The organism is Paraburkholderia hayleyella, from assembly GCF_009455685.1.
GTDB lineage: Bacteria > Pseudomonadota > Gammaproteobacteria > Burkholderiales > Burkholderiaceae > Paraburkholderia > Paraburkholderia hayleyella.
The window spans coordinates 619,873-642,367 of the sequence record NZ_QPES01000002.1; the positions used below are offsets into that span (position 1 = coordinate 619,873).

Annotated in this window: 23 protein-coding genes and 1 pseudogene; 16 read left to right on the top strand and 8 right to left on the bottom strand. The window is 61.5% G+C overall.

What is annotated here, in order from left to right; translation table 11 throughout:
* Positions 1-124 precede the first annotated feature (124 nt).
* From GH657_RS17065 to GH657_RS17075, 3 genes are all read left to right on the top strand, one after another.
* Positions 125-1,282 carry a branched-chain amino acid ABC transporter substrate-binding protein gene (locus GH657_RS17065; protein WP_246174210.1) on the top strand — a complete coding sequence of 386 codons (1,158 nt, stop codon included), beginning with the start codon at positions 125-127 and terminating at the stop codon, positions 1,280-1,282.
* A 13-nt stretch (positions 1,283-1,295) separates the two neighbouring features.
* A complete protein-coding gene (locus tag GH657_RS17070; protein ID WP_153102205.1) occupies positions 1,296-2,762 on the top strand; it encodes an amidase in 1,467 nt (488 codons plus the stop codon).
* Between the two features lie 93 nt (positions 2,763-2,855).
* Positions 2,856-3,257, top strand: coding sequence for an ectoine synthase (locus GH657_RS17075; RefSeq protein ID WP_153102206.1), 402 nt, complete (start codon positions 2,856-2,858; stop codon positions 3,255-3,257).
* A gap of 79 nt (positions 3,258-3,336) precedes the next feature.
* Here GH657_RS17075 and GH657_RS17080 read toward each other — a convergent pair.
* Positions 3,337-3,850 (bottom strand): annotated as a pseudogene (locus tag GH657_RS17080) (lactonase family protein).
* Between the two features lie 324 nt (positions 3,851-4,174).
* Here GH657_RS17080 and GH657_RS17085 point away from each other — a divergent pair.
* The 3 genes from GH657_RS17085 (at position 4,175) to GH657_RS17095 (ending at position 7,843) form a co-directional block, all read left to right on the top strand.
* Positions 4,175-4,327, top strand: coding sequence for a DUF3096 domain-containing protein (locus tag GH657_RS17085; protein ID WP_153102207.1), 153 nt, complete (start codon positions 4,175-4,177; stop codon positions 4,325-4,327).
* Positions 4,328-4,435: 108 nt separating this feature from the next.
* Complete coding sequence (locus GH657_RS17090) at positions 4,436-6,286, top strand: glycoside hydrolase family 15 protein (RefSeq protein ID WP_153102208.1); 1,851 nt, start codon at positions 4,436-4,438, stop codon at positions 6,284-6,286.
* Between the two features lie 213 nt (positions 6,287-6,499).
* Entirely contained in the window at positions 6,500-7,843 is a 1,344-nt protein-coding gene (locus GH657_RS17095) for a polyhydroxyalkanoate depolymerase (protein WP_153102209.1), read from the top strand.
* Between the two features lie 80 nt (positions 7,844-7,923).
* On the opposite strand, the gene GH657_RS17100 is transcribed toward GH657_RS17095, so the two are convergent.
* Entirely contained in the window at positions 7,924-8,556 is a 633-nt protein-coding gene (locus GH657_RS17100) for a TetR/AcrR family transcriptional regulator (RefSeq protein ID WP_153102210.1), read from the bottom strand.
* Between the two features lie 314 nt (positions 8,557-8,870).
* On the opposite strand from GH657_RS17100, the gene rsxB reads away from it, so the two are divergent.
* The 3 genes from rsxB (at position 8,871) to GH657_RS17115 (ending at position 10,963) form a co-directional block, all read left to right on the top strand.
* Positions 8,871-9,731: an electron transport complex subunit RsxB gene (gene rsxB, locus GH657_RS17105; RefSeq protein ID WP_246174211.1), complete on the top strand. Its 861-nt coding sequence runs from the start codon at positions 8,871-8,873 to the stop codon at positions 9,729-9,731.
* A 9-nt stretch (positions 9,732-9,740) separates the two neighbouring features.
* A complete protein-coding gene (gene nth / locus GH657_RS17110) occupies positions 9,741-10,385 on the top strand; it encodes an endonuclease III (RefSeq protein WP_153102212.1) in 645 nt (214 codons plus the stop codon).
* A 137-nt stretch (positions 10,386-10,522) separates the two neighbouring features.
* Entirely contained in the window at positions 10,523-10,963 is a 441-nt protein-coding gene (locus GH657_RS17115; protein ID WP_153102213.1) for a DUF1841 family protein, read from the top strand.
* Between the two features lie 118 nt (positions 10,964-11,081).
* Here the strand turns inward: GH657_RS17115 and GH657_RS17120 are convergent, their stop codons facing one another.
* The gene (locus GH657_RS17120; protein ID WP_153102214.1) at positions 11,082-11,468 is read right to left on the bottom strand and encodes a c-type cytochrome; all 387 of its coding nucleotides are present in this window, start codon (positions 11,466-11,468) and stop codon (positions 11,082-11,084) included.
* Between the two features lie 45 nt (positions 11,469-11,513).
* Complete coding sequence (locus GH657_RS17125; protein ID WP_153102215.1) at positions 11,514-11,885, bottom strand: c-type cytochrome; 372 nt, start codon at positions 11,883-11,885, stop codon at positions 11,514-11,516.
* Between the two features lie 388 nt (positions 11,886-12,273).
* Between GH657_RS17125 and GH657_RS17130 the strand changes: the two genes are divergently transcribed.
* The 5 genes from GH657_RS17130 (at position 12,274) to GH657_RS17150 (ending at position 16,843) form a co-directional block, all read left to right on the top strand.
* Positions 12,274-13,116 (top strand): AAA family ATPase, encoded by an 843-nt coding sequence (locus GH657_RS17130; protein ID WP_153102216.1) that lies wholly within the window; start codon positions 12,274-12,276, stop codon positions 13,114-13,116.
* 55 nt (positions 13,117-13,171) lie between these two features.
* Positions 13,172-13,765, top strand: coding sequence for a GNAT family N-acetyltransferase (locus GH657_RS17135; RefSeq protein WP_153102217.1), 594 nt, complete (start codon positions 13,172-13,174; stop codon positions 13,763-13,765).
* A gap of 55 nt (positions 13,766-13,820) precedes the next feature.
* Positions 13,821-14,996, top strand: a complete 1,176-nt coding sequence (locus GH657_RS17140; RefSeq protein WP_153102218.1) for a vWA domain-containing protein — start codon at positions 13,821-13,823, stop codon at positions 14,994-14,996.
* 265 nt (positions 14,997-15,261) lie between these two features.
* Positions 15,262-16,215 (top strand): transaldolase, encoded by a 954-nt coding sequence (gene tal, locus GH657_RS17145; RefSeq protein ID WP_153102219.1) that lies wholly within the window; start codon positions 15,262-15,264, stop codon positions 16,213-16,215.
* 187 nt (positions 16,216-16,402) lie between these two features.
* Positions 16,403-16,843 carry a VOC family protein gene (locus tag GH657_RS17150; protein WP_153102220.1) on the top strand — a complete coding sequence of 147 codons (441 nt, stop codon included), beginning with the start codon at positions 16,403-16,405 and terminating at the stop codon, positions 16,841-16,843.
* A gap of 33 nt (positions 16,844-16,876) precedes the next feature.
* Here GH657_RS17150 and GH657_RS17155 read toward each other — a convergent pair whose 3' ends face one another.
* On the bottom strand, positions 16,877-18,004 hold the full coding sequence (locus GH657_RS17155) for an FUSC family protein (protein ID WP_153102437.1): 1,128 nt from the start codon (positions 18,002-18,004) through the stop codon (positions 16,877-16,879).
* A 226-nt stretch (positions 18,005-18,230) separates the two neighbouring features.
* Positions 18,231-19,148, bottom strand: coding sequence for a class I SAM-dependent methyltransferase (locus GH657_RS17160; protein ID WP_153102221.1), 918 nt, complete (start codon positions 19,146-19,148; stop codon positions 18,231-18,233).
* Positions 19,149-19,422: 274 nt separating this feature from the next.
* Between GH657_RS17160 and GH657_RS17165 the strand changes: the two genes are divergently transcribed.
* On the top strand, positions 19,423-20,616 hold the full coding sequence (locus GH657_RS17165) for an HPP family protein (protein WP_153102222.1): 1,194 nt from the start codon (positions 19,423-19,425) through the stop codon (positions 20,614-20,616).
* A gap of 39 nt (positions 20,617-20,655) precedes the next feature.
* Positions 20,656-21,069: a MarR family winged helix-turn-helix transcriptional regulator gene (locus tag GH657_RS17170; RefSeq protein WP_153102223.1), complete on the top strand. Its 414-nt coding sequence runs from the start codon at positions 20,656-20,658 to the stop codon at positions 21,067-21,069.
* 23 nt (positions 21,070-21,092) lie between these two features.
* Here the strand turns inward: GH657_RS17170 and GH657_RS17175 are convergent, their stop codons facing one another.
* The gene (locus GH657_RS17175; protein WP_153102224.1) at positions 21,093-21,590 is read right to left on the bottom strand and encodes a DNA-deoxyinosine glycosylase; all 498 of its coding nucleotides are present in this window, start codon (positions 21,588-21,590) and stop codon (positions 21,093-21,095) included.
* Positions 21,587-22,231 (bottom strand): chorismate--pyruvate lyase family protein, encoded by a 645-nt coding sequence (locus GH657_RS17180; protein ID WP_153102439.1) that lies wholly within the window; start codon positions 22,229-22,231, stop codon positions 21,587-21,589. Before GH657_RS17180 ends, GH657_RS17175 begins: the two co-directional genes overlap by 4 nt.
* Positions 22,232-22,495: the final 264 nt, after the last annotated feature.

Genomic DNA, 22,495 nt, shown 5'->3' on the forward strand with positions numbered 1-22,495 from the left:
CCTTCTGCTCACTACCCTCTGGCATCGCTCGCGCTGAACAGCACGGCAACAGGTTGCAACTTGGCAGCCCGTTGCCGGACGCGCTCCGCCACGGAGCTTTCAGACCTGCCCATGGAGTGTCATTTTGAATCGCCTTTTTTCGCTTTCGTCGGCAGCCGCGCTGCTGACACTTGGGTTCGGTTTCATCGTCTCGCCGGGCACCTTCGCCGCCAGCCCGGAGATCGTCAAGATCGGCTTTGCCGCCCCGCTCACCGGGTCGTCCGCCGCCGATGGCAAGGAGATGGAAAACGCTGTGCGCCTCGCCATCGATGACGCCAACCGCCGCGCGCCCCAACTTCATGGCCGGCCGGTCAAGTTCGAGATCGACGCCCAGGACGATCAGAGCGATCCGCGTATCGCTACCCAGATCGCCCAGCGTTTTGCCGATACCGGCGTGGCGGGGGTCGTCGGCCACTTCAACACCAGTTGCAGCATCGCTGCGTCGAAAACCTACGCCAGCGCGAATCTCGCCGAGATCAGCCCCAGTTCGACCGGAGCGTCTTATACCCAGCAAGGCTATCCGACCACGTTCCGGGTCGTCGGCCAGGATGCCATCGCGGGTGAAACGTTGGGCCGTTATCTGCTCGATTCGCTGGGGGCCAAACGGATTGCGATCATCGATGACCGGACCGATTTCGGCCAGGGCCTGGCGGACCGGGTCGAAGCCACGCTGCTCAAGCACAACGGCAAGATCGTCGCGCGTGAGTACGTCACCAACAAAACGATTGATTTCAGCGCGGTCCTGACCCGGATCCGCGGCACCCAGCCGGATGTCATTGTGTTTGGCGGCTTCGATGCTCAGGCCGCACAACTGGCGCGGCGCATGCGTAGCCTCGGAGTCAAGGCGACGCTGGTCGGTGAAGGCTTCAACAACAACATCTTTGTCGATCTGGCGCGCGGCGATGGCGAAGGCACCATCACGATCCAGCCCGGGCTGCCTGCCGACAAGCTGCCTGCGAGCGATTTCGCCAGCCGCTACGAGACGCGCTTCAAAACCCGCCTGCAGGGCTTCCAGGGGCCCTACGCCTACGACGCCGCCACGGTGCTGCTCAACGCCGTGCTGGCAGCGGGTTCCGCCGAGCCCGCCAAAGTGCTCGCCGCCGTCAAGGCGACGAAGCTCAAAGGCGTGACCGGGCCGGTTGCATTCGATGCGCGAGGGGATCTGGCGAATTCGCCGTATTCGGTCTATCGCCTGAACGGCAAGCGCTGGGATGGCATCAAGATTCTGAACGCGGCCCAGTGACAAGCCCTCCATCATGGCTGCCCTGAACCTCATGACCGAACTGAACGCCAACGCCGCCGCCGCCGCCACCGCCACCGCGAACGCGAACGCCAACGCCAACGCAAATGCCACGGCACACAGCAAAGACGCCAGCGAAGGCGTCAACCAGCAGGCTGTCGCCCGGGCCGCGGCGCGGGCGACAGCTCATCCGGATCGGGCGCACATTTACCTGCGCGAACGCTTTGCCGCGGCCCACGACGAAGCCCTGGCCCGCGACCAGCTTGCCGCCCTCGGGGTACGTCTGCCGCTCGATGGCCTGACGCTGACGGTCAAGGCCTGTTTTGACGTCGCGGGGTGGGTCACCGATGCGGCTTCCGCCGTCTTCGCCGGGCGGCCTGCCGCCCGCGCCGATGCTCCCGCCGTCGCGCAGTTACGCCACCACGGCGCGACGCTGGTCGGCCATAGCAACATGACGGAATTCGCCTTTGGTGCCTTAGGCGTGAACTCGACCACGGGCACGCCTCGCACGCCGCTCGATCCCGAGCGGCAGCGCATCGCCGGAGGCTCGACCTCGGGCGGTGCGGTCGCGGTGGCGGAAGGCCTGGCCGATCTGGCGCTGGGCTCGGATACCAGTGGCTCGGTGCGGATCCCGGCTGCGTTCTGCGGCATCGTGGGCTTCAAGCCGAGCAGCGGGCGCATCAGCACGCAAGGGCTGGTGCCGCTCTCAAGCAGCTTCGATGTGCCTGGCCTGATAGCCCGCGATGTCACCACGCTGCTACGGGCCAGCGGCGTCTTCGGGCTGACTGCCCACGACACCGCGCACGACACCTCAGCGCCGCGCGCCGTGCCGGATCTGAGCGGCTTGCGCCTGGCGCTGCCGCTGGGTTTCGCGCGCGAGCAATGCGATGCCGAGGTCCTTGCCGCCTTCGATCAGGCGCTCCACACCCTGCATCGGCATGGCGCGCAGATCGTTCCCACCGCATTCACGGATCTTCATGCCCCCGCAAGGATCGCGCTCGAAAGCGGCATCATCGTCGCCGAGGCTTACGCCCTGCATCAGCCCTGGATTCACGACAATCTGGCCCGCTACGACGCACGGGTTGGCCCGCGCATTCTGCAAGGCGAGCACATCAGCGCGCCGCGTTACCTCCAGGGCAAGGCGCGGTTGCAAGCCCTCGCGCAACGTTACGATGAAGAAATCGCGCCTTTCGATGCCCTGCTCACGCCCACGGTGCCGCTGTTGCCACCGCGGCTGGCGGAGCTCGATGCTTCAGAGGCTTATCTACGGCTCAATGCACGCAGCTTCAGCCTGACCGAGCTGGCTAACCGCATCGACGCCCCGAGCCTCTCGTTGCCGTTGCATCTGGAGCAGAACCCCACGCCATGCGGCCTGCTGCTCACCGGGCGCAGGCAGCACGATGCATCATTGCTGGCGCTGGCGCTCAGGCTCGAGCAGGCGCTCGCGTGGAGCGCAGGAGGGCCTGAGCGCCAGCCTGCCTGACTCCATTCGACGAACTGAACTGAACTGAACTGAACTGAACTGAACTGAACTGAACCAAACCAAACCAAACCCGTTCGACCCAAAGGAATCCCCATGATCGTCCGCACCGTTGCACAAACCACCGGCACGCCACACCACGCCAGCGGTCCTGGCTGGGACAGCAAACGCCTGATCGTCGCCGCCGACCAGGTCGGTTATTCGGTACATGACACCACCGTCAAGGAAGGCGCCGAACAGATCCTCGAATACAAGCACCACATCGAAGCCAATTATTGCTTCGCCGGAGAAGGCGAAGTCGTGGACGTGGCAAGCGGCATCACCTATCCGCTGCGCCCCGGCACGATTTACGTCCTCGACAAGCATGACCGGCACATTCTGCGGGCGCTCAAAGGCGATTTGCGTCTGGTGTGCGTGTTCAATCCCGCGCTCGCGGGCGCTGAAACGCATCAGGCGGATGGCAGCTACGCGCCGCTCGATACGGCTGCGACTGACTAACCGAAGGCTTGCAGGCCGCGCGAACGCGTGGCCTGCTGATCGTGCGCTACCTGTGAAAAACGACGCCGCTCAGGACGGTTCAGGACAGTGCGGCCAGTTTGAAATCAACGGGCGAGCCCACATCGATACGTTTCGGCTCAGGCGCGAGCAAACCGCTTTGCACATCGCGCCGGAACACGTAGGCGTTAGCGCTGCCCTGATTGCCGACGATCAGCCACTGGCCGCCCGGATCGATGGCGAACTCGCGCGGCGACAAGGCGAGATAACACGGATCGTTACCTTCAGCGGCAACCCGGTTGAGAAACGTCAGCGCCCCGCTCGCTGCATCGAAACGAAACGAAACAAAACGAAACGAAACGCGTTAATACCACCCCGCTGCGAAGCCGAACCGTTATCGCCAGGCCATTCGTTGACGGCATAAACGTGGCGCGTGTTAGGGCTCACCACCCGAAACGACGGATTGAGGGTAGGCGCCAGCGATAGACGTAAAACCCTTCGCTCCCGCCTCCGGTGTAAGTGCCCAGCAGCAGGTCGTAGACCCCGGTTGGCGACACGACCACGGGCGGAGTGATGACAAGACATAGCGCCCCCATAGGGCGGGGTAAGTGAGAAACAGCGGTGAAATACAGCGCGACAGGTAAGCGGATGCGGACCTGCAACGCCAGATGACATCGGACAACGCTCAGGCGCATACCAACGCACGGTCTGTAGCGCGCCTCGCTGATCGCAACGCATGGCGGGCAGCCCGTATAAAAATGAATAGCCAGGCGGCGCAACTTCAAGCCCAGCAACGTTTGCGCATCGCGGCGCCTGTGACATGTGCGTCATGCAATACATGACACAACGCATGCTGATAGCACGATCCCCCTCACAACGCTTATCCTTGTCGGCATTGCCACTTTTTCAGGGAACACCTCATGACCGCCAGCTTTAGCCTCGGCCCACTTGTGTCACTCATCGCGGGCATCCTGATTCTTGTCATGCCTCGCCTGCTCAACTACATCGTCGCGCTTTATCTGATCATCATCGGCGTCATCGGCATCTTCGGTGTCGGCTCCACGCATTTTTAAAGCGGCGCTTCCAGGCTTTTGACACGCGCACCGCACGCCACCTGACATCACCCGGTCTCGCCGTGCCCCTCCGGCGGCGCGACACCTGCCTCCTAATTGCCGCCCATCATGCCCGCACTCATTGAAGACTATGCCCTCGTAGGCGACGGCCTCACCGCCGCACTGATCTCCCGCGACGGCTCCGTCGACTGGCTTTGCTGGCCGCGTTTCGATTCCGGCGCCTGCTTCGCCGCGTTATTGGGCACCGAAGCCAACGGCTGCTGGCGCCTCGCGCCGGTAAGCGACACGCCGCCCATCATCACGCGGCGCTATCGCGGCGAAACCCTCATCCTCGAAACCGATTTCGAAACGCCCGAAGGCGCCGTCACCATCATCGATTTCATGCCACGCGGCAACGGCTGGTCCGAGCTGATCCGTATCGTCGTCGGCCGCCGCGGCACCGTGCGCATGAAGATGGAGCTGGTGTTGCGTTTCGACTATGGCTTCTCGATTCCGTGGGTCAGCCGCCTGACTCACGAAAACGGCATCAAGGCGATCGTCGGCCCGGATGCCGTGGTGCTGCGCACCCCCATCGAGATGCACGGCGAAAACATGCGCACGCTCGCCGAATTCGACGTCTCGGCGGATGAACGCGTGCCCTTCTCGCTGGCCTACGCGGCTTCGCATTTGCGCTTGCCGCCGCCGCGCGATCCTTTTACCGCGCTCGCACGCACCGAGAATTTCTGGCTCGAATGGTCCGCTCGCGGCACGGTGCAAGGCCGCTGGGCGCCGCAAATCCGCCGCTCGCTGATCACGCTCAAGGCGCTGGCATATGAACCGACTGGTGGCATCGTCGCCGCACCGACCACCTCGCTGCCGGAACACCTCGGCGGCTCGCGCAACTGGGATTACCGCTATTGCTGGCTGCGCGATGCCACGATCACACTGCTGGCGATGATGCGCGGGGGCTATTACGAGGAAGCTCGCGCCTGGCGCACCTGGCTGGCGCGCGTGACCGCCGGCGCACCCGAGCAGTTGCAGATCATGTATGGCATCGCGGGCGAGCGGCGTCTGCCCGAATTCGAAATCGAATGGCTGCCGGGCTACGAAAACTCGAAGCCCGTGCGCATTGGCAATAACGCCGTCGGCCAGTTGCAGCTCGATGTGTATGGCGAAGTGATGAATGCCCTGCACCTGGCGCGCGTGGGCGGCTTGCAGGCCGATGACACCGCCTGGAACGTGCAGTGCACCATTCTTAAACATCTCGAAACCATCTGGGAACAGCCCGACGAAGGTATCTGGGAAACGCGTGGCGGACGCCAGCATTTCACGTTTTCGAAAGTCATGGCGTGGGTCGCGTTCGACCGCGCGATCAAGTCAGCGGAGATGTTCGACCTGCCTGCGCCGCTGGAACACTGGCGCGAGCTGCGCGCACGCATCCATGCCGATGTCTGCGCCCGGGCCTGGAACCCGGCGCTCAACGTTTTTGCGCAAACCTATGGCGGCAGCGATCTCGATGCGAGCGTGCTGCTGTTACCGCTGCTGGGGTTCCTGCCGCCGTCGGACCCGCGCATCAAACACACGGTGGCGGCCATCGAGCGCGATCTGACGCACGATGGTTTTGTCATGCGCTATCGCACCACGGAATTCAACGATGGGCTGCCGCCAGGCGAAGGTACGTTCCTTGCTTGCAGTTTCTGGCTAGTCGATAACCTCGCGTTGCAAGGGCGAATGGAAGAAGCACGGGCAATGTACGAACGGCTGCTCGCGCTCGCCAACGATGTCGGCCTGCTAGCGGAAGAATACGACCCTGCGTCGGGCCGCCTGGTCGGTAATTTTCCTCAGGCGTTCTCGCATGTGGCGCTGGTCCATACCGGCCTCAACCTGATGAAGCATGAACAGGCCATGGCGCGCACAGCGGGCCAGCCTGCGCTGAATGGCGGCGAAAGTCTTGAGAAGCTGGAGCAGGACACGCCATAGGTGTTTTCTAGCATTTTTGCTGCGTTGCACAATTCCATGTTGTTCGATATGATCCGACGGACCTGTATTGATTTGCTGCAATGCCACAACGTTTGACCTTCGCGTTTAACGTTTAACCTTCGCACCAAAACGTTTGCGCGAGTCCTGGTTTAACCACCACGTCAAGCCGCACCGACCCGCCGCCGCGCGAGCCGCCCCACAACGGGAGCACCGATGCTTTACCAGATTCACGAATTCCAGCGCGCACTGCTCGGCCCCATGACGGCCTGGGCCCAGGCCGCCTCGCACTCATTTGCCAATCCCGCCAGCCCGCTTTCCTTCGTCCCTGGCGCTACGCGCCTCGCAGCGGGCTACGAGTTGCTCTACCGGCTCGGCAAGGATTACGAAAAACCCGAATTCAACTTGCGCCAGATCGTCAAGGATGGCCACCACATCCCGATCATCGAACAAACCATCATCGAAAAACCGTTTTGCCGCCTGCTGCGCTTCAAGCGCTACGCCGACGACAACGAAGCCGTCCTGCAACTGAAAGACGAACCCGTGGTGCTGGTTTGCGCACCGCTCTCCGGCCATCACTCGACGTTGCTGCGCGATACCGTGCGCACGCTGCTGCAAGACCACAAGGTTTATCTCACCGACTGGATCGACGCACGCATGGTGCCGCTCGAAACCGGTGCCTTCCACCTGGACGATTACGTCGCTTACATTCAGGAGTTCATCCGTCATATCGGCGCGAGCAAACTGCATGTCATTTCGGTTTGCCAGCCGACGGTGCCGGTGCTTGCCGCCATCTCGCTCATGGCCAGCCGGGGTGAGGACACGCCGCGCACGATGACCATGATGGGTGGCCCGATCGACGCGCGCAAAAGCCCGACATCGGTCAACTCGCTAGCCACGCAGCATTCGTTCGAATGGTTCGAAAACAACGTGATTTACACCGTGCCACCGAACTATCCAGGCTTTGGCCGCAAGGTATATCCAGGCTTTTTGCAACATACCGGTTTTGTCGCTATGAACCCTGGACGCCACGCCAACTCACACTGGGATTTCTACCAAAGCCTGTTGCGCGGTGACGAAGAAGACGCTGAAGCCCATCGCCGCTTTTATGACGAATACAACGCGGTGCTGGACATGGCGGCCGAGTTCTACCTCGAAACCATTGACGTCGTCTTTCAGTCGTTCAGCCTGGCGGAAGGCACGTGGCATGTGGCGGGCGAACATGTCCGGCCACAGGACATCGTCAACACCGCGCTGTTGACGATCGAAGGTGAGCTTGACGACATTTCCGGCAGTGGCCAGACACACGCCGCACATGATTTATGCACGGGTATTGCGGCACATAACAAACAACATCTGACAGCGGAAAACTGCGGCCACTACGGTATTTTTTCGGGCCGGCGCTGGCGCAACGTGATCTATCCGCAACTGCGCGACTTCATCCGTGCCAGCAATGCTGCCGCCTCTGCCACCGCAGACAAAACCGCCCCGCCAGCAAAACACACGCGCCACGTGGAAAAGGAAAACGCCAAAACCCGTGCCGAACGGACACAGGCCTGACCCCGATCTCCTGCTTCAAATAAAAACCTGCGGTGCCCAAACAAGCACCGCAGGTTCATGAATGATCGACGCGGATGCCACTAACGCCGCATCAGCCAGGCCAGCAGTAAATCGGTATTCATCTGCACCATCTCACTGCGTTCAGCCGCGTTGCTGAAATCCCGCCCCAGCGTAGCCGCCAGCGTATGGCCGTTCGACACGGCGTAATAGCCCAGCCCGGAGAGCGTGACATAAAAGCGTAACGGATCGACATGGGCCCGGAACAGCCCGGCGTTTTGTCCGCGCTCCAGAATATTGCCCAGCTTGACGACAATCGGCGACACCATCTCGGGGATACGTATCGCGGCTTTCAGATACCGCGCCTCATGCAGGTTCTCGTTATTGAGAAGCCGCACCAGTTCAGGATGATCGCGGTAAAAATCCCAGACAAAATGCGCCAGCCGCGTGATCGCCTCGATGGGTGCAAGGCCATCCAGATCGAGCGCACGCTCAGCTTCATTCAGCACGCCAAAGGTATGTTCGAGCACCGCCGTAAATAACTGCTCCTTGCTGCCGAAGTAGTAATACAGCATGCGTTCGTTGGTTTCGGCACGGCGGGCAATCTGGTCAACCCGGGCGCCTGACAACCCTCCTTTAGCGAACTCCTCCGCGGCCGCGAGCAAAATGCGGCGGCGCGTGCCCTCTGGATCTCTTTTGATTTTTGACTGATTCATGGTGGCAAGATGCTGCGTGAGCCGCGTTACCAGAGAACGCGCCGCCGGCCTCTTGCAGGCCTTGCACCGACAGCGCTGAACGGGCTGATTAAAGGAAAAACCCCGGGAAGCCCCGGAAACACCCTTTTGCGGTCTTGCGGATAAAGCGCTTTGATTATGGCATAGCGTTTGCCAATAGCAATGAAGAAAATCGGCGATAATGCACGCTGAAACAAAGCCTTATGCCGCTTGGTTCTGTCCAGCCGCCTAGCCCCAGAGCGGGTGCCACCGCTCTCGCGGGGCCACCTGTCAGGCCTCGCCTCCAATCCGTAACCGTGACCGATTCCCCCAAACTCGCCGATCTCATTGAAGATCTGCTGCCCCAGACGCAATGCACCAAGTGTGGCTACGATGCCTGCCGCCCCTATGCAGAGGCGATTGCGCAAGGTACGGCCAACTACAATCAATGTCCGCCAGGCGGGGCACAAGGCATCGTGCGCCTCGCCCGGGTGCTGGGCCAACCCGTGATCCCGCTTAACCCGGAAAACGGGGTCGAACGGCCCCGGCCGCTCGCGGTCATCGACGAAGCCCTGTGCATTGGCTGCACGCTGTGCTTGCAGGCATGTCCCGTCGATGCCATTGTGGGCGCGCCTAAACAGATGCACACCGTCGTCGAAGCCCTCTGCACGGGCTGTGATTTATGCGTTGCGCCATGCCCGGTGGATTGCATTGCGATGGTACCCATCACCGGTGATGCCACAGGCTGGGACGCCTGGACCCAGCAGCAGGCCGATGAAGCGCGCATGCGTCATGACCAGCGTCTCGCCCGGCTCAAGCGCGAGCGCGAAGCAGCTGAAACGCGCACCGCCGCCCGCCGCGCGAGTTCGTCCACCGCCGACGCCACCCGCATGGAGCCTCCCGGCAGCACTGCCGCGGCCACTCACGCCACCGAAACCGCTCACACCGAGGCCGAAGCCAAAAAGCGCGCGATGATCCAGGCGGCACTCGAGCGTGCCCGCAAGAAAAAAACCGAACTCACAGCCCAAGGCCTGGGCCCGCAAAACACCGCGAGTGTCAGCGCCGATGTCCAGGCCCAGATTGATGCCGCCGAAGCCCGCCGCCAGCGTCTCGGCATCGGCTCAGCCGACGCCCCGGATCACGCTACCGCGCCGCCTTCCACTCCCCCGAAACACTAACGCCACCGCATGAATGCGAACAAACGCCTCGCCCTCTTCGAAACCCTGCAAAGCCTCAACCCACATCCCACAACCGAGCTCGAATACACTAGCCCATTCGAATTGCTCATCGCCGTGATGCTGTCGGCCCAGGCCACCGATGTTTCGGTGAACAAAGCCACGCGGCGCATGTTTCCCGTAGCCAATACACCGCAGCAGATCCTCGCGCTCGGCGAAGCCGGTGTTATCGAGTACATCAAAACCATTGGTCTTTTTCGCGTCAAGGCGAAAAACGTGATTGCGACCTGCCGTATCCTGCTCGAGCGATATGGCGGCGAGGTTCCAGACCAGCGCGAAGCGCTCGAAAGCCTGCCTGGCGTAGGCCGTAAAACCGCCAACGTGATCCTGAATACAGCGTTCGGCCAGCCCGTAATTGCAGTCGATACGCATATTTTCCGTGTGGCAAACCGGACTGGGCTCGCACCCGGCAAGGATGTCCGTGCCGTCGAAGCCGCTCTGGAAAAATTTACGCCTGAGGCCTTCAAGCACGATGCGCATCACTGGCTGATCCTGCATGGCCGTTATGTCTGCAAGGCGCGCAAACCTGAGTGCTGGCATTGCGCGATCGAACCACTCTGTGAATTCAAACCGAAAACGCCGCCACCTGCGCACTAGGCCGTGCATGCGGCGTAGCGGTTTTCTGCCTGCCGGATAGATGTATCCGGGCCGCGTAAAATAGCGCTCACTCAACGTCACGGCATCACAGCTGTCACGCATTCTTTGCCAATCGTTCCATCGCTCCGAAAACCACGATGTTCAATCCCAGCCGCGACGAAGTCCGACGTTTCTTCATTGATACCTGGCGCAAGCAGCGCGAGGGCAGCGTGTTGACGCCACTGGAGGCCATCGCCGCCGACTGGATCATTCAGCATCCCGAATATCATGCCAACCTGGTTCCGACCCATCCTGCTGCAGCGGCCAATCAGGACTATTCACCCGAAAACGGCCAGACCAATCCGTTTTTGCATTTGTCGATGCATCTGGCTATCAGCGAGCAGCTCTCGATTGACCAGCCCCCTGGCATCCGTGCGGCTCATGACCGGCTCGCCGCACGTCTCGGCTCGCCGCACGACGCCCAGCACGCCATCATGGAATGCCTTGGCGAAACACTTTGGGAAGCCCAGCGCAGCGGCATGCCGCCGGATACCGAAGCTTATTTGCAACGCATCAAACAACAGGCCTCGCGCGACTAGCCGCTTACACCCAAACCGCACCCCAAAACACAACACCCCGCATCAGCGGGGTGTCGTGTTGAACCATGGGGGAATGCTTAAGGCAGCTTAAGATGTATCGCCTGGTGCCACCCAGACGTTATTTTTTCAAGACCAGATCACCCTTGAGCGACTCGATATATGCCGCAATGTCTTTCATATCGCTTTGCGACAGGCTTTGCACCTGCGCCTGCATGATCGCGTTATTGCGGCCCAGATGCGGATTGCCCGTGCCCATCTGGTACTGGCGCAGCGCCCAATAGGTGTAATCGGCATGCTGCCCGGCAAGCTTCGGGTATTCCGGGCTCACTGGCGTATTGAGCTTTGCGCCATGACAAGCCGCGCAATTATGGCTGTCGGACAGCCTCTTGCCGTTATCGGCATCCGCAGCGTGCGCTGCATTCGACACCACGGCGCAGCCTGTCAGCGCAAGCGCCGCACATACCGACTTGAACACCGTGAGGCGTGTCTGCTGGAACTTCTTCATGAATTCTCCTGACCCGCGAAATGAAAGAATCGTGCGACCAGCCGGTCACTTTTCGGGATTGTTCTTCGACGTGGGTGTTTGCACCGCGTAATACGCGGCAACGTCGGCGATGTCCTGATCCGTTAGCGACGCCGTGATGGCGTGCATGGTATCGAAATGACGGTCACCTTTTTTATAGGCATGCAGGGCGTTCACGAGATACGCCTGATTCTGGCCACCGAGCACCGGCACCCGGTAGACCTCCGGATAGGCCGTGCGGTAATCCGCAATGCCGTGACAGCCAATACACATTGCGACCTTGCCCTGACCTGCTTTCGCATTGCCAACGACATCCGCTGCCTGTGCACTGGCCGCAACACCCGCGAGCGCGCAAAGCGCTGCGATCACGACATGTTGTTTGCCGACGAATTTGTTCATAACTTGTAACCTGGCTTGAGGGGAAACGGGCGCCCAAAAAAGGCAACGGCCTGCGCCATTATTGAGAATTGGATCGCCACGCAGGCCAAAAAAATCGGCCCAATTGTACCGCGATGCGAAGTCAGGCGTCCACCGCACCTCATGGCCCTGGCGACGAGCCAGGGCCATGGCCTGTCCCGCCCGGCTCAACGCCCCACACCCGCGTGCGGGCAACGTCTGGAAACAGCGGCGCGGCGGCAGCCATTGCCAGGGATGCCACAGCATCATGCCGACTCCCTTGTCCGCGAGTACGCGCGCCCCAGACGCGGCTCACACCATACGCGAGCAGCCATCAACACAACAGAGCTTCTGACTTATACTGGAATTTTTTCCGCACAACTGGCTCGCCATGCGTTTCGAAGGCTCTTCGCAGTACGTCGCTACCGACGATCTCAAGCTGGCCGTCAATGCGGCCATCACGCTCCAACGGCCACTGCTCATCAAGGGCGAGCCTGGCACCGGCAAGACCATGTTGGCTGAAGAAGTCGCCGCCGCGCTCAACATGCCGCTCTTGCAGTGGCACATCAAATCCACCACCAAAGCGCAACAAGGGCTGTATGAGTACGATGCCGTCTCGCGGCTGCGCGACTCACAGCTCGGCGACGAGCGCGTGCGCGAGATCCGCAATTACATTGTCAAGGGCGTGCTGTGGCAAGCCTTCGAGGCCGACCAGCCCACCGTGCTGCTGATCGACGAAATCGACAAGGCGGATATCGAGTTCCCCAACGATTTGCTGCGCGAACTCGACCGCATGGAGTTCTATGTCTACGAAACCCACGAACTGATCCGCGCCAGGCAGCGCCCGCTCGTCATCATCACTTCGAACAACGAAAAAGAACTGCCCGACGCATTCTTGCGCCGCTGCTTTTTCCACTACATCAAATTTCCCGAACCCGCGACGATGAAACAAATCGTCGAAGTGCATTACCCCGGCATCAAGCGCGAGCTATTGCAGGCCGCACTGCAGAGTTTCTTCGAATTACGCGAGGTTGCCGGCCTGAAGAAAAAACCCTCCACTTCCGAGCTACTGGACTGGCTCAAGCTGTTACTGGCCGAAGACATTCCCGCACACGCGCTGCGCTCGAAAGACCAGCGCCAGATCATCCCGCCGCTGCATGGCGCACTATTGAAAAACGAACAGGACATCAGCCTGTTCGAGCGCCTCATTGTCATGAACCGCAATCATCGCTAGGGCATCCGCGCACGCCCAGGCCCCTGTTTGCCGCCCCCCGCGAGCTTTCCACACCATGAACCACTGGACCCAACCCGTCACGCTTGAAGGCCGGTACGTCAGCCTCGAACCCCTGGCCCCCGGCCACGCCCCGGCACTCGCCGCAGCCGCCGCCGACGGCGAGTTATGGAAGCTCTGGTACACCGCCGCCATTCCCGCGCCAGGCAGCGAATCCGCCTATATCGACACGGCGCTGAAGTTGCGCGATGCGGGCAGCGCGCAACCGTTCGCGGTACGCGAGCGAGCCTCGGGCGAGATCGTCGGCAGCACGCGCTACATGAATATCGACAACGCCAACCGGCGCCTCGAAATCGGCACGACGTGGTACGCCCGACGCGTGCAGCGCACTGCGCTCAATACCGAAGCCAAGCTGCTGTTGCTGGGTCATGCGTTCGAACAGCTTGGCGCCATTGCCGTCGAATTCCGCACGCACTTCATGAACCACCCATCACGGGCAGCCATCGCCCGGCTCGGCGCAAAACAGGACGGTATCCTGCGCAATCATCAGTGCGACCAGGACGGTGCGCTGCGCGATACCGTGGTGTTCTCGATCATCGCTTCCGAATGGCCCGCCGTGCGCGCTCATTTGCAGCACGCGTTGCGACGTTAACCGCGCAACGCGTGCCCAAACAGCGACCCTCGCCGCTCCCCTTGCGCAAGCCACGATGCTGATCGACTTCTTCTATACCTTGCGCGCCGCGCAACTGCCGGTTTCGGTCAAGGAATACCTCACCTTGCTCGAAGCGTTAAAGGCGGGCGTAATCCCGCCTTCGCTGGACGCGTTCTACTATCTCGCGCGCCTGACGCTGGTCAAGGACGAGCAGTATTTCGACAAGTTCGATCAAGCCTTCGGTGCGTACTTCGAACAGTTTGAACGCCAGACTGAACAGGCCTTTGCCATTCCCGACGACTGGCTGAAAAAAAAGCTGCAGCGCGACTTCACCGCCGCGGAAAAAGCCCAGATCGAAGCACTCGGCGGCCTCGATGCACTGCTGGAACAGCTCCGGCAACGCATGGCCGAACAGAAAGAACGCCACGAAGGCGGCAATAAATGGATCGGCACCGGCGGCACCTCGCCGTTCGGTCATGGCGGCTATCACCCTGAAGGCATTCGCATCGGCGGTGAATCCGCCGGCCACCGCACCGCGCTCAAAGTCTGGCAAGCCCGTGCCTACCGTGATTACGACGACCAGATCGAGATCGGTACGCGCAACCTCAAGGTCGCGTTGCGGCGACTACGCCGTTTTGCCCGCGAAGGCGCCGCCGAAGAACTCGATCTACCCGGCACGATCCGCAGCACCGCCGCCAATGCCGGCTGGCTCGACCTGAAAATGGTGCCCGAGCGGCACAACAAGGTGAAAGTACTGATGCTGCTCGATGTCGGCGGCTCGATGGACGATCACATCAAACGCACCGAAGAGCTCTTTTCTGCCGCCAGGGCCGAGTTCAAGCATCTGGAGTTTTATTACTTTCACAATTGCGTCTACGATTTTCTCTGGAAACACAACCGGCGGCGCCATGCCGAGCGCACGCCCACCTGGGACGTGCTGCATCGCTACAGCGCCGATTACCGGCTGATTTTCGTCGGCGACGCCACCATGAGCCCCTATGAAGTGCTGCAGCCTGGCGGTTCGGTCGAATACAACAACGCGGAAGCCGGTGCGGTGTGGCTGCGGCGTCTGACCAGCCAGTTTCCGCATTACGTGTGGCTCAATCCTGAACCCGAGCGGCTGTGGGAGTACCGGCAATCGGTGGCGCTGATCCGTGACGTACTCAGCCAGCGCATGTATCCGCTTACGCTGGCTGGGCTCGAAAGCGCGATGCGCATGCTCAGCCAGTAACCGGTAACGTCCGCCCATGGTTTTTCCTTTGGTTTCCTTTGCCTTTGATTTACCTGCCCATCACGGCCCCGCGCTCAGGGCTGGTTTCTGTGTGGCGGGTGGCGGCGGGTCAGGCTTTTCGCCATAGAATGAACCCCCTGCACCCGCTGGCCAAGGCATCTGCCGCGCCCAGTCGATACGAATCTCGCCGGTGTGGGCGGCCTCACCGCCCGCACCTTTCCTTTTTTGACGTCTGACAACCGCGCCTGCGCGCCGAAGGCCTGATATGACCACCGCACTCGACCAGCTCAAGCAGTACACCACCGTCGTCGCCGACACCGGTGATTTTCAGCAGCTCGCCCAGTACAAGCCACAAGATGCGACCACCAATCCCTCGCTGATCCTCAAGGCTGTGCAAAAAGACGACTATCGTCCGCTCCTCGAACAAACTGTCCGCGAGCACGCTTCCAAACCACTCGGCGCGATCATCGACCGGCTGCTCGTCGCATTTGGCAGCGAAATCCTGAAGATCATCCCGGGGCGCGTCTCCACCGAAGTGGATGCGCGGCTGTCGTTCGACACCCAGGCGTCGATCCGCAAGGCGCATGAACTCATCACCCTCTACGAAGCCGCCGGGATCAGCCGCGAACGCGTGCTGATCAAACTCGCGTCGACCTGGGAAGGCATTCGCGCAGCCGAAGCGCTGCAAAAAGAAGGCATCAAATGCAACATGACCTTGCTCTTCTCGTTGGCGCAGGCTGCCGCATGTGCCGAGGCGGGCGCGCAACTGATCTCGCCGTTCGTCGGACGGATTTACGACTGGTACAAGAAAAATGCGGGCAGTGCCTGGGATGAAGCCCGGGATGGCGGTGCCAATGATCCTGGTGTGCAGTCCGTGCGCCGGATCTATGCGTACTACAAAACCTTTGGCTATCCCACCGAAGTCATGGGCGCGAGCTTTCGTACCACGAGCCAGATTCTCGAACTGGCGGGCTGCGACCTGCTGACGATCAGCCCGGATTTATTGCAAAAGCTGCAAGACAGCACGGACAAAATCGAACGCAAGCTGTCGCCCGAAACCAGCAAGCAGCCAGGCCTCAAACGCATGGCAACCGATGAAGCGTCATTTCGCTTCCTCGTCAACGACGAAGCCATGGCTTGCGAAAAACTCGCTGAGGGGATTCGTGCGTTCGCTGCCGACACGGGCAAACTCGAGCAGCTCATCACCGCACTCCAATAAGGCTGCCAACCAGGCGAGTGGCAAACCAGGACCGCGGCAACACCCCGGCCCTGGCTTCTTCGTCAAAGCATGCCCTTCTTTTTTTTGACAGGCTCCCAAAACACCTATTTACAATTCAGGCTTTTGGTGTTGGTTGCCCATCAGGCACGCACCGTGACCCACGTCGTGATCTTTTGGGAGATTCACCATGCAAGTCCAGCCATGCGCCTATTTTCGTGGCCGTTGCGAGGAAGCACTCGAGTTTTATGCGAAACAACTGGACGCTGAAATTCAGGTCAAGGTTTATTTCAAGGACATGCCGGAGCCGCCCGCAGGCTTTCCCATGCCGCCCCCCGGCTGCGAAAACAAGATTGTTTACGCCTGCATGAAGATTGGCGATTCGGTGCTGATTGCATCTGATTCGACGCAAGCGGATTCCGACCAGCCCATCAACGCCGAAATCAATTTCAGCCTGAACCTGATTGCCGATGACGTGGCGACAGGCAAGCGTTACTTCAACGCCTTAAGCAAAAAAGGCCGCGTCGTCACCCCCTGGACCACCACGCCCGCTACCGAAGGTTTCGGCATGGTGGTCGACCAGTTCGGGATTCACTGGATGGTGTTCGTGCCCACCACGTCGACACAGTAAGCGGCCACCGGATACGTCTGGCGCGGCTGATATTTAGCGGCCCAGGCCGGACTGCGCCGGCAGGCGCCTCACACGTTGCTCGATATGCCAGTTGGGCCCCGTCTCGAGCAGCAGCGCACGCAGCCGCTCGACCTGTTCCGCCAGACGCTGTCCCAGCCAATACGGGCCTTGCAACTCAGGCGCCAGGTGCACGGCCAGCCCCGGCGCGATGCTCGCAGCAAGACGTGCCGGCGGCATCTCGAGCGGCTTGGCCGCCGTAAAGCGCAAGGCGCGGGCCATTGCCAGCAGCGTGCCACGCACGGCACGCACCTCGTCGCCGCACTGGCTGGCAAACGCCAGGCGCACCGCGTCTTGCTGTAAAAACGTGCCCATCGCAATCATTTCGAGCGCGCTGAGCGCCGACCGGTGCAGGCGCTGAATCTCTTCAAGCTGCGCTTGCGCTACATGAATCTCCTTGGCCACCGAAGGCAGCAACGAGCGCAGTTGCACCAGGCGGGTATTCAAACGCAAAAAAATCTTGAGCTTCGCCTCGCTGGACAGCGGCGTGTCATCCAGCAAATACGCGTAGAGCCTGGCGCAGTCGCGCAGGTTGTCGGCTAGCAGATAACGCCACGAATACGTGGCATGAAGCGGCAGGGCAAACGAAAACGCCAGCGCAATCACGATTCCGATCAGCACATTCAGCGTGCGCCACAGGCCCGTACCGATCAGGTTATCGCCATGGCCCGCGACGATGCACATCGTAATCGCGGTCAGGAGCGCGATATAGCCCGCTTTGCCTATCGCATACCAGGAACAGATGGCAGCCACGATCGACATCAAGACATAGGTCAGCGGCAGCGAGCCCAGCAGGTTTTGCTGCACGATCAGCACGAGCCCAAACCCCGCGCCCAGCAGCGTGCCCACGGCCCGTTCCGCGGCTTTCTTGCGGATATTGCCGTGGTGCTGCAGGCCACCGATCACCACCAGCAAGGTCACCGAAGCCCAGATGCCATGCGGCACATCAATGCCCGTCGTCGCCAGAATCGACACGAGCATGGCGAGACCCACACGCGTACTGTGGATCAGCCGGGCGTAGCGGTAACGGTAAAACGGCGAAGCGAGGCTGCGCCAGAGCCGCCTGAGTGGCACGAACTGACCGGGCCGCCCGCTCAGGCGCATGAAACGCTTGAGACGTGGAGCCAGACGGCTGCTTACCGCCTCCTCTGCAGCACGAGGCGCAGGCTGTGCCGCGGCATCGGCAGCAGAGGCAGAGGCACGATCACGTTCAGGGCCAGAATCGGGCGAAGCCATACGGAGAGATCCGAAAAAAGCAGGACGCGAATGGGCACGAGGCGGTGTCTAGCCCCCAGGCGTCTGGCATCTGCAACGCCCTTCGTTCCTTCGTTTAAATCGAAAACGTGGGCCCGCTTTGTCCCGACGCTTCACGCAGGCCTTTGAGCCATTTGCGTGCCGGTAAGCCCAGGGTGTCTTCGATCAGTTTTGCCCGCGCTTGCAGCGCGGCAAAGGGCACCTCCAGCGCCGGGCCGGAAAACGCCAGCGCCACGCGGTTGCCGTCGTGCACTTCAGGCAAAGCGATGACACGGCCGTCGAAGGCTTCTTTCAGGCGCTTCATGTTGCGCACGAAATCGGGATGGTCGCCAAACAGGTTCACCGTCATCACACCCGCGCTGCCGAGGCAAGCCCGTGCGGCGCGATAAAACGCCACGCTATTTAACACCGGGCCGCGCGCTTTGGCGTCGTAGACATCGACTTGCAATGCACCCGTCGTACCGTGATTCGCGCGATCAGTCACAAAATTCCATGCATCGGTTTCGTGCACCGTCAGACGGGCATCGTCGGCGGGCAGCCCGAACATCGTGCGCGCGGCCACGACCACCGCCGGATTCAGCTCAATCGCATCGACGCTCGCCCGTTTTAAATAGCGGTGCGTGAATTTGGTCAACGCCGCCGCGCCCAGCCCCAGTTGCACGATGCGCGCAGGCGTTTCAAGAAACAGCAGCCAGGCCATCATCTGCTGCACGTATTCGAGTTCGATGTGGTCGGGCTTTTTCAGCCGCATCGCGCCTTGCACCCATTCCGTGCCGAAATGCAGATAGCGCACGCCCGCCGTTTCAGAAAACGTCACGGGAGCAAAACGCGATTTTGCCGAAGGGGTCACAGGAGGAGGCGCATCGGCAAAATCATCGTCATGCTGCGCGCGGGTTTTGCTGCGGGAGGAGCGTCGTTGCGCATCCTGGGCCTTGGCCGTACGGCCGCCAAGAGCGCGTGCCTCGGCGCTGGCGCGCCGGATCAGTTTCGTCATGTGAAGAGGTCGCGTCAAAGACGCCATTTTTTAATCGAACGAGAGGATAGCATTCGCTGGGCTATGTCACGGCCATGCCGTTGGCACAGCGCAGGTTTATATCACGATGCGATATAATTTCGCGCGGTTTTGCCGTTGAGTCCTTGACGCTTCGTTACAGTTACAGTTACAGCCAGCACCAGGCTCGCCTGGTTCACCTGATAGCGTCCTGCTTGCTGTTTCGTTGCGCCTTTCTCCCTCCCTGTCTCTTGCCCCCTGCTTTTTTATTCCGACCGTGTTCCGTTCCGCTCTTGTCCGCTGGCTCTCCCGCTTTGTGCCCAGCCCCCTCACCGTGGGCTGGCCCGAGCGCCTGAGATCCTGCCTCGGCGCTTTATTTGGCATCGCCTTCACCGGTACGATGATGCATCTGTTGCTCGGGCCTGCCGCCCATATTCCACTTCTCGTCGCGCCCATGGGCGCTTCGGCCGTGCTGCTATTCGCCGTTCCCGCCAGCCCACTGGCGCAGCCGTGGTCCATCATCGGCGGCAATCTCATCGCGGCCACGGCGGGCGTCGCCTGTGCGAGCTGGATCGCTACCCCCATCCTCGCAGCAGCGCTGGCCGTCGCCCTGGCGGTCGGCGCGATGTTTGCCCTGCGCTGTGTTCATCCGCCATCGGGCGCGGTCGCCCTGACCGCAGTTCTGGGAGGGCCCGAGATTCACGCGCTCGGCTATCACTTTGTCGCTACGCCGATCGCACTCCAGTCAGCGTTGCTGCTGTGCGCAGCGCTCGTCTATCACGCCGTGACTGGGCATCGCTATCCGCACGCGGCTCCTCAAGCCTCGAGCCCAGGCCCCGCGACCACGGCAACCACGGCTGGAACGGTGAGGCCCCATGACGGCTTCACGCGCGCGGACCTCGAAGCGGTGCTCAAGCAGCGCGGCGAACTGCTCGATATCGATCCTGGCGATCTGGAAGCCCTTCTGCGCGATGTCCAATTGCAGGCCTATGCCCGCACGTTCAGCGAGCTGACTTGCGCGGACATCATGTCGCGCACGCTGGTCTCGGTTTCGGCGACAACCCGCGCGACAACGGCATGGGAGCTGCTGCAACAGCGCCATATCAAGGCGCTCCCCGTCACCGACGAGAAGCAGCATGTCATCGGCATCGTGACGCGCGCCGATCTCATCAATGCGCATATTCCAGGCGCCGCGTCAGAGCAGCCGCCGTCCATGCGGCGCGGGTTCCAGCGCTGGTTCAAGCGCCGCGCCGCCACCGCCCCCCAGATCGGCACGCTGATGACCGTCGTCGTTCAGACAGTCGACAGCACCACCCCGATCGTCGAATTAGTCCCGGTGTTCGCCAACTACGGGCACCACCATATTCCGGTTCTGGACGCGGACAAGCGGCTAGCCGGAATGATCACGCAAGCCGATCTCATCGCGGGCCTGTATCGCCAGCGCGCGGCCCAGCAACAACGCATAGCCTAGCGCCATGGCGCATGGCCACCCGGATTCGATGGAGTTCCCATGAAAACGCGTTCGCGCAGCTTGAACAAGGCGGACTTCGAGCAGCTCTCCGAGTTTCGCTATCAGATGCGGCGTTTCGAGCGCTTCTCTGAACAGGCCGCCCAGGGCGAAGGCATTACGCCGCTGCAATATCTGCTGCTTTTGCATATCAGGGGTTATCCCGGGCGCGACTGGGCCACGGTTGGTGAACTGGCGCAACGGCTCCAGGCGCGGCATCACAGCGTTGTCGCACTAGTGTCTCGCAGCGAGGCGCTCGGCCTCGTGCGCAGAAAGATCAGTGAGCTGGATCGCCGCCAGATCGAGGTTCATCTGCAACCCGCAGGCGAGCAGCTGCTCGCCCGTCTCGCCGGGATACACCGTGCCGAGCTCAAATCGCTCAAAGGGGCCTTTACCGTGCCGCAAATTGACGGCTGATTCATGACTGATTCATGGCTGATTCACGCGAGACAATCGTGCAAGGCGCGCCACGCCGCCAGCTTGGCCGCATACGGCAGCGCCGCATATGCGGGGCTGCTCGATGGCAGTTTGAGAATTCGATACTGGCTGATCCGCGCGCCGAGCGCGCGTTCGCCAATCTTCGCCGCCGTGTTGCCGTTGAACGCAATCGCCACGAGATGGGGCAGCGTTGCCACTAGCGCGCTGAGGTCATTGCTCGCCAGATCGCGCAGATTGCTATCGAGACTGCCCGCGCGCCGCGCCTCGGCCACGACATCCCATAAGCCGATGCGATATTGCAGCAACGTGCGCAAGCGTTCGGTGTATTCCATGCCGCTCAGGTTCTCGCCAATCACCTCGCCGACCAGGTGCCAGAACCGGTTTTGCCGGTGGGCGTAGTACTGGTTGTGCGCCAGCGAGACCTCTCCGGGCAGGCTGCCCAGCACAAGCACCTTCGTGTTCGAGTCAACAACCGGAGAGAAGCAACGCTTGAATGTCATGACGTCCTGTCTTGCTCCATGGCTGGCATGTCTGAAGAGGGCTGTGGCTGATGCAGCTGATGTGGCCGATATGGCCGATTTCCCCACTGCGCCAGATGCGCCCAGAGTGCGGGCAAAAAACACTCGGTCACCATCAGCGGTGCGCCATGGCGCTCGAAAACCGAACGCCGCGCCACCAGCGCATGCGGGCAGGCACCGTCGAGCGCATGCGCCGCGAGGTCATAAAGCGGATGCCGCGCGGAGATGCGGCGGCTGACCAGCGGCGAACGCAGCACGCTGCTATCGCTATACAGCAGTTCCGCCAGGGGACGCGTGCGCAAGCGCCGGATGGCTTGCCAGATGCCCCGGCTCGCGGCCAGCGGCACCACGCTGTGCGCCGCGACATAGGGCACCCCCGCCACCGCCAGCACCACTTCGCGCGACCAGACCGGCGCGCGTTCAGCCACGGCGAGCGAGGCGGATTCGTCAGCCCAGGCTTGGGCGACGGCCTCATGAGTCACCCGCACGCTGACCGCACCCAGCGTGCGCAGATGAGCGGTCAGCGACCCCTCGCGCGTCAGCCAGTCTTTCTGTGCGGGCGTGAAACCAGGTAAAAGCGCAACGCGCCAGTGGGCGTCGGCGGCATCGAAGCGGATCGGCATGGGCGGCATTATAGGGCCCACCCCAATGCGCAATCCAGGGGGCAACGGATAAGCCAACCGGAGCGGCCTGACCGAGGCGACTCATCACGGCAAGCCATAACAAAACGGCGGGGTTTTTGCCTCGTCATGACGCAAAAAACCCCGCCGCTTCAATCATTGATTCAATCCATTCCATTCGCTCGAACCACAACCGGCGTCATGCACAACGCCGCGAGCCCTATCGCTGGCCCTATCGCTGGCCCTATCGCTGGCCCTATCGCTGGC

Coding starts and splice junctions, on each gene's coding strand:
- nth (WP_153102212.1), top strand. CDS start 9,741: ATGAATGCGAACAAACGCCTCGCCCTCTTCGAAACCCTGCAAAGCCTC.
- GH657_RS17150 (WP_153102220.1), top strand. CDS start 16,403: ATGCAAGTCCAGCCATGCGCCTATTTTCGTGGCCGTTGCGAGGAAGCA.
- GH657_RS17160 (WP_153102221.1), bottom strand. CDS start 19,148: ATGACGAAACTGATCCGGCGCGCCAGCGCCGAGGCACGCGCTCTTGGC.
- GH657_RS17070 (WP_153102205.1), top strand. CDS start 1,296: ATGGCTGCCCTGAACCTCATGACCGAACTGAACGCCAACGCCGCCGCC.
- GH657_RS17090 (WP_153102208.1), top strand. CDS start 4,436: ATGCCCGCACTCATTGAAGACTATGCCCTCGTAGGCGACGGCCTCACC.
- GH657_RS17095 (WP_153102209.1), top strand. CDS start 6,500: ATGCTTTACCAGATTCACGAATTCCAGCGCGCACTGCTCGGCCCCATG.
- GH657_RS17170 (WP_153102223.1), top strand. CDS start 20,656: ATGAAAACGCGTTCGCGCAGCTTGAACAAGGCGGACTTCGAGCAGCTC.
- GH657_RS17175 (WP_153102224.1), bottom strand. CDS start 21,590: ATGACATTCAAGCGTTGCTTCTCTCCGGTTGTTGACTCGAACACGAAG.
- tal (WP_153102219.1), top strand. CDS start 15,262: ATGACCACCGCACTCGACCAGCTCAAGCAGTACACCACCGTCGTCGCC.
- GH657_RS17120 (WP_153102214.1), bottom strand. CDS start 11,468: ATGAAGAAGTTCCAGCAGACACGCCTCACGGTGTTCAAGTCGGTATGT.
- GH657_RS17115 (WP_153102213.1), top strand. CDS start 10,523: ATGTTCAATCCCAGCCGCGACGAAGTCCGACGTTTCTTCATTGATACC.
- GH657_RS17155 (WP_153102437.1), bottom strand. CDS start 18,004: ATGCGCCTGAGCGGGCGGCCCGGTCAGTTCGTGCCACTCAGGCGGCTC.
- GH657_RS17085 (WP_153102207.1), top strand. CDS start 4,175: ATGACCGCCAGCTTTAGCCTCGGCCCACTTGTGTCACTCATCGCGGGC.
- GH657_RS17125 (WP_153102215.1), bottom strand. CDS start 11,885: ATGAACAAATTCGTCGGCAAACAACATGTCGTGATCGCAGCGCTTTGC.
- GH657_RS17140 (WP_153102218.1), top strand. CDS start 13,821: ATGCTGATCGACTTCTTCTATACCTTGCGCGCCGCGCAACTGCCGGTT.
- GH657_RS17180 (WP_153102439.1), bottom strand. CDS start 22,231: ATGCCGATCCGCTTCGATGCCGCCGACGCCCACTGGCGCGTTGCGCTT.
- GH657_RS17135 (WP_153102217.1), top strand. CDS start 13,172: ATGAACCACTGGACCCAACCCGTCACGCTTGAAGGCCGGTACGTCAGC.
- GH657_RS17130 (WP_153102216.1), top strand. CDS start 12,274: ATGCGTTTCGAAGGCTCTTCGCAGTACGTCGCTACCGACGATCTCAAG.
- GH657_RS17075 (WP_153102206.1), top strand. CDS start 2,856: ATGATCGTCCGCACCGTTGCACAAACCACCGGCACGCCACACCACGCC.
- GH657_RS17100 (WP_153102210.1), bottom strand. CDS start 8,556: ATGAATCAGTCAAAAATCAAAAGAGATCCAGAGGGCACGCGCCGCCGC.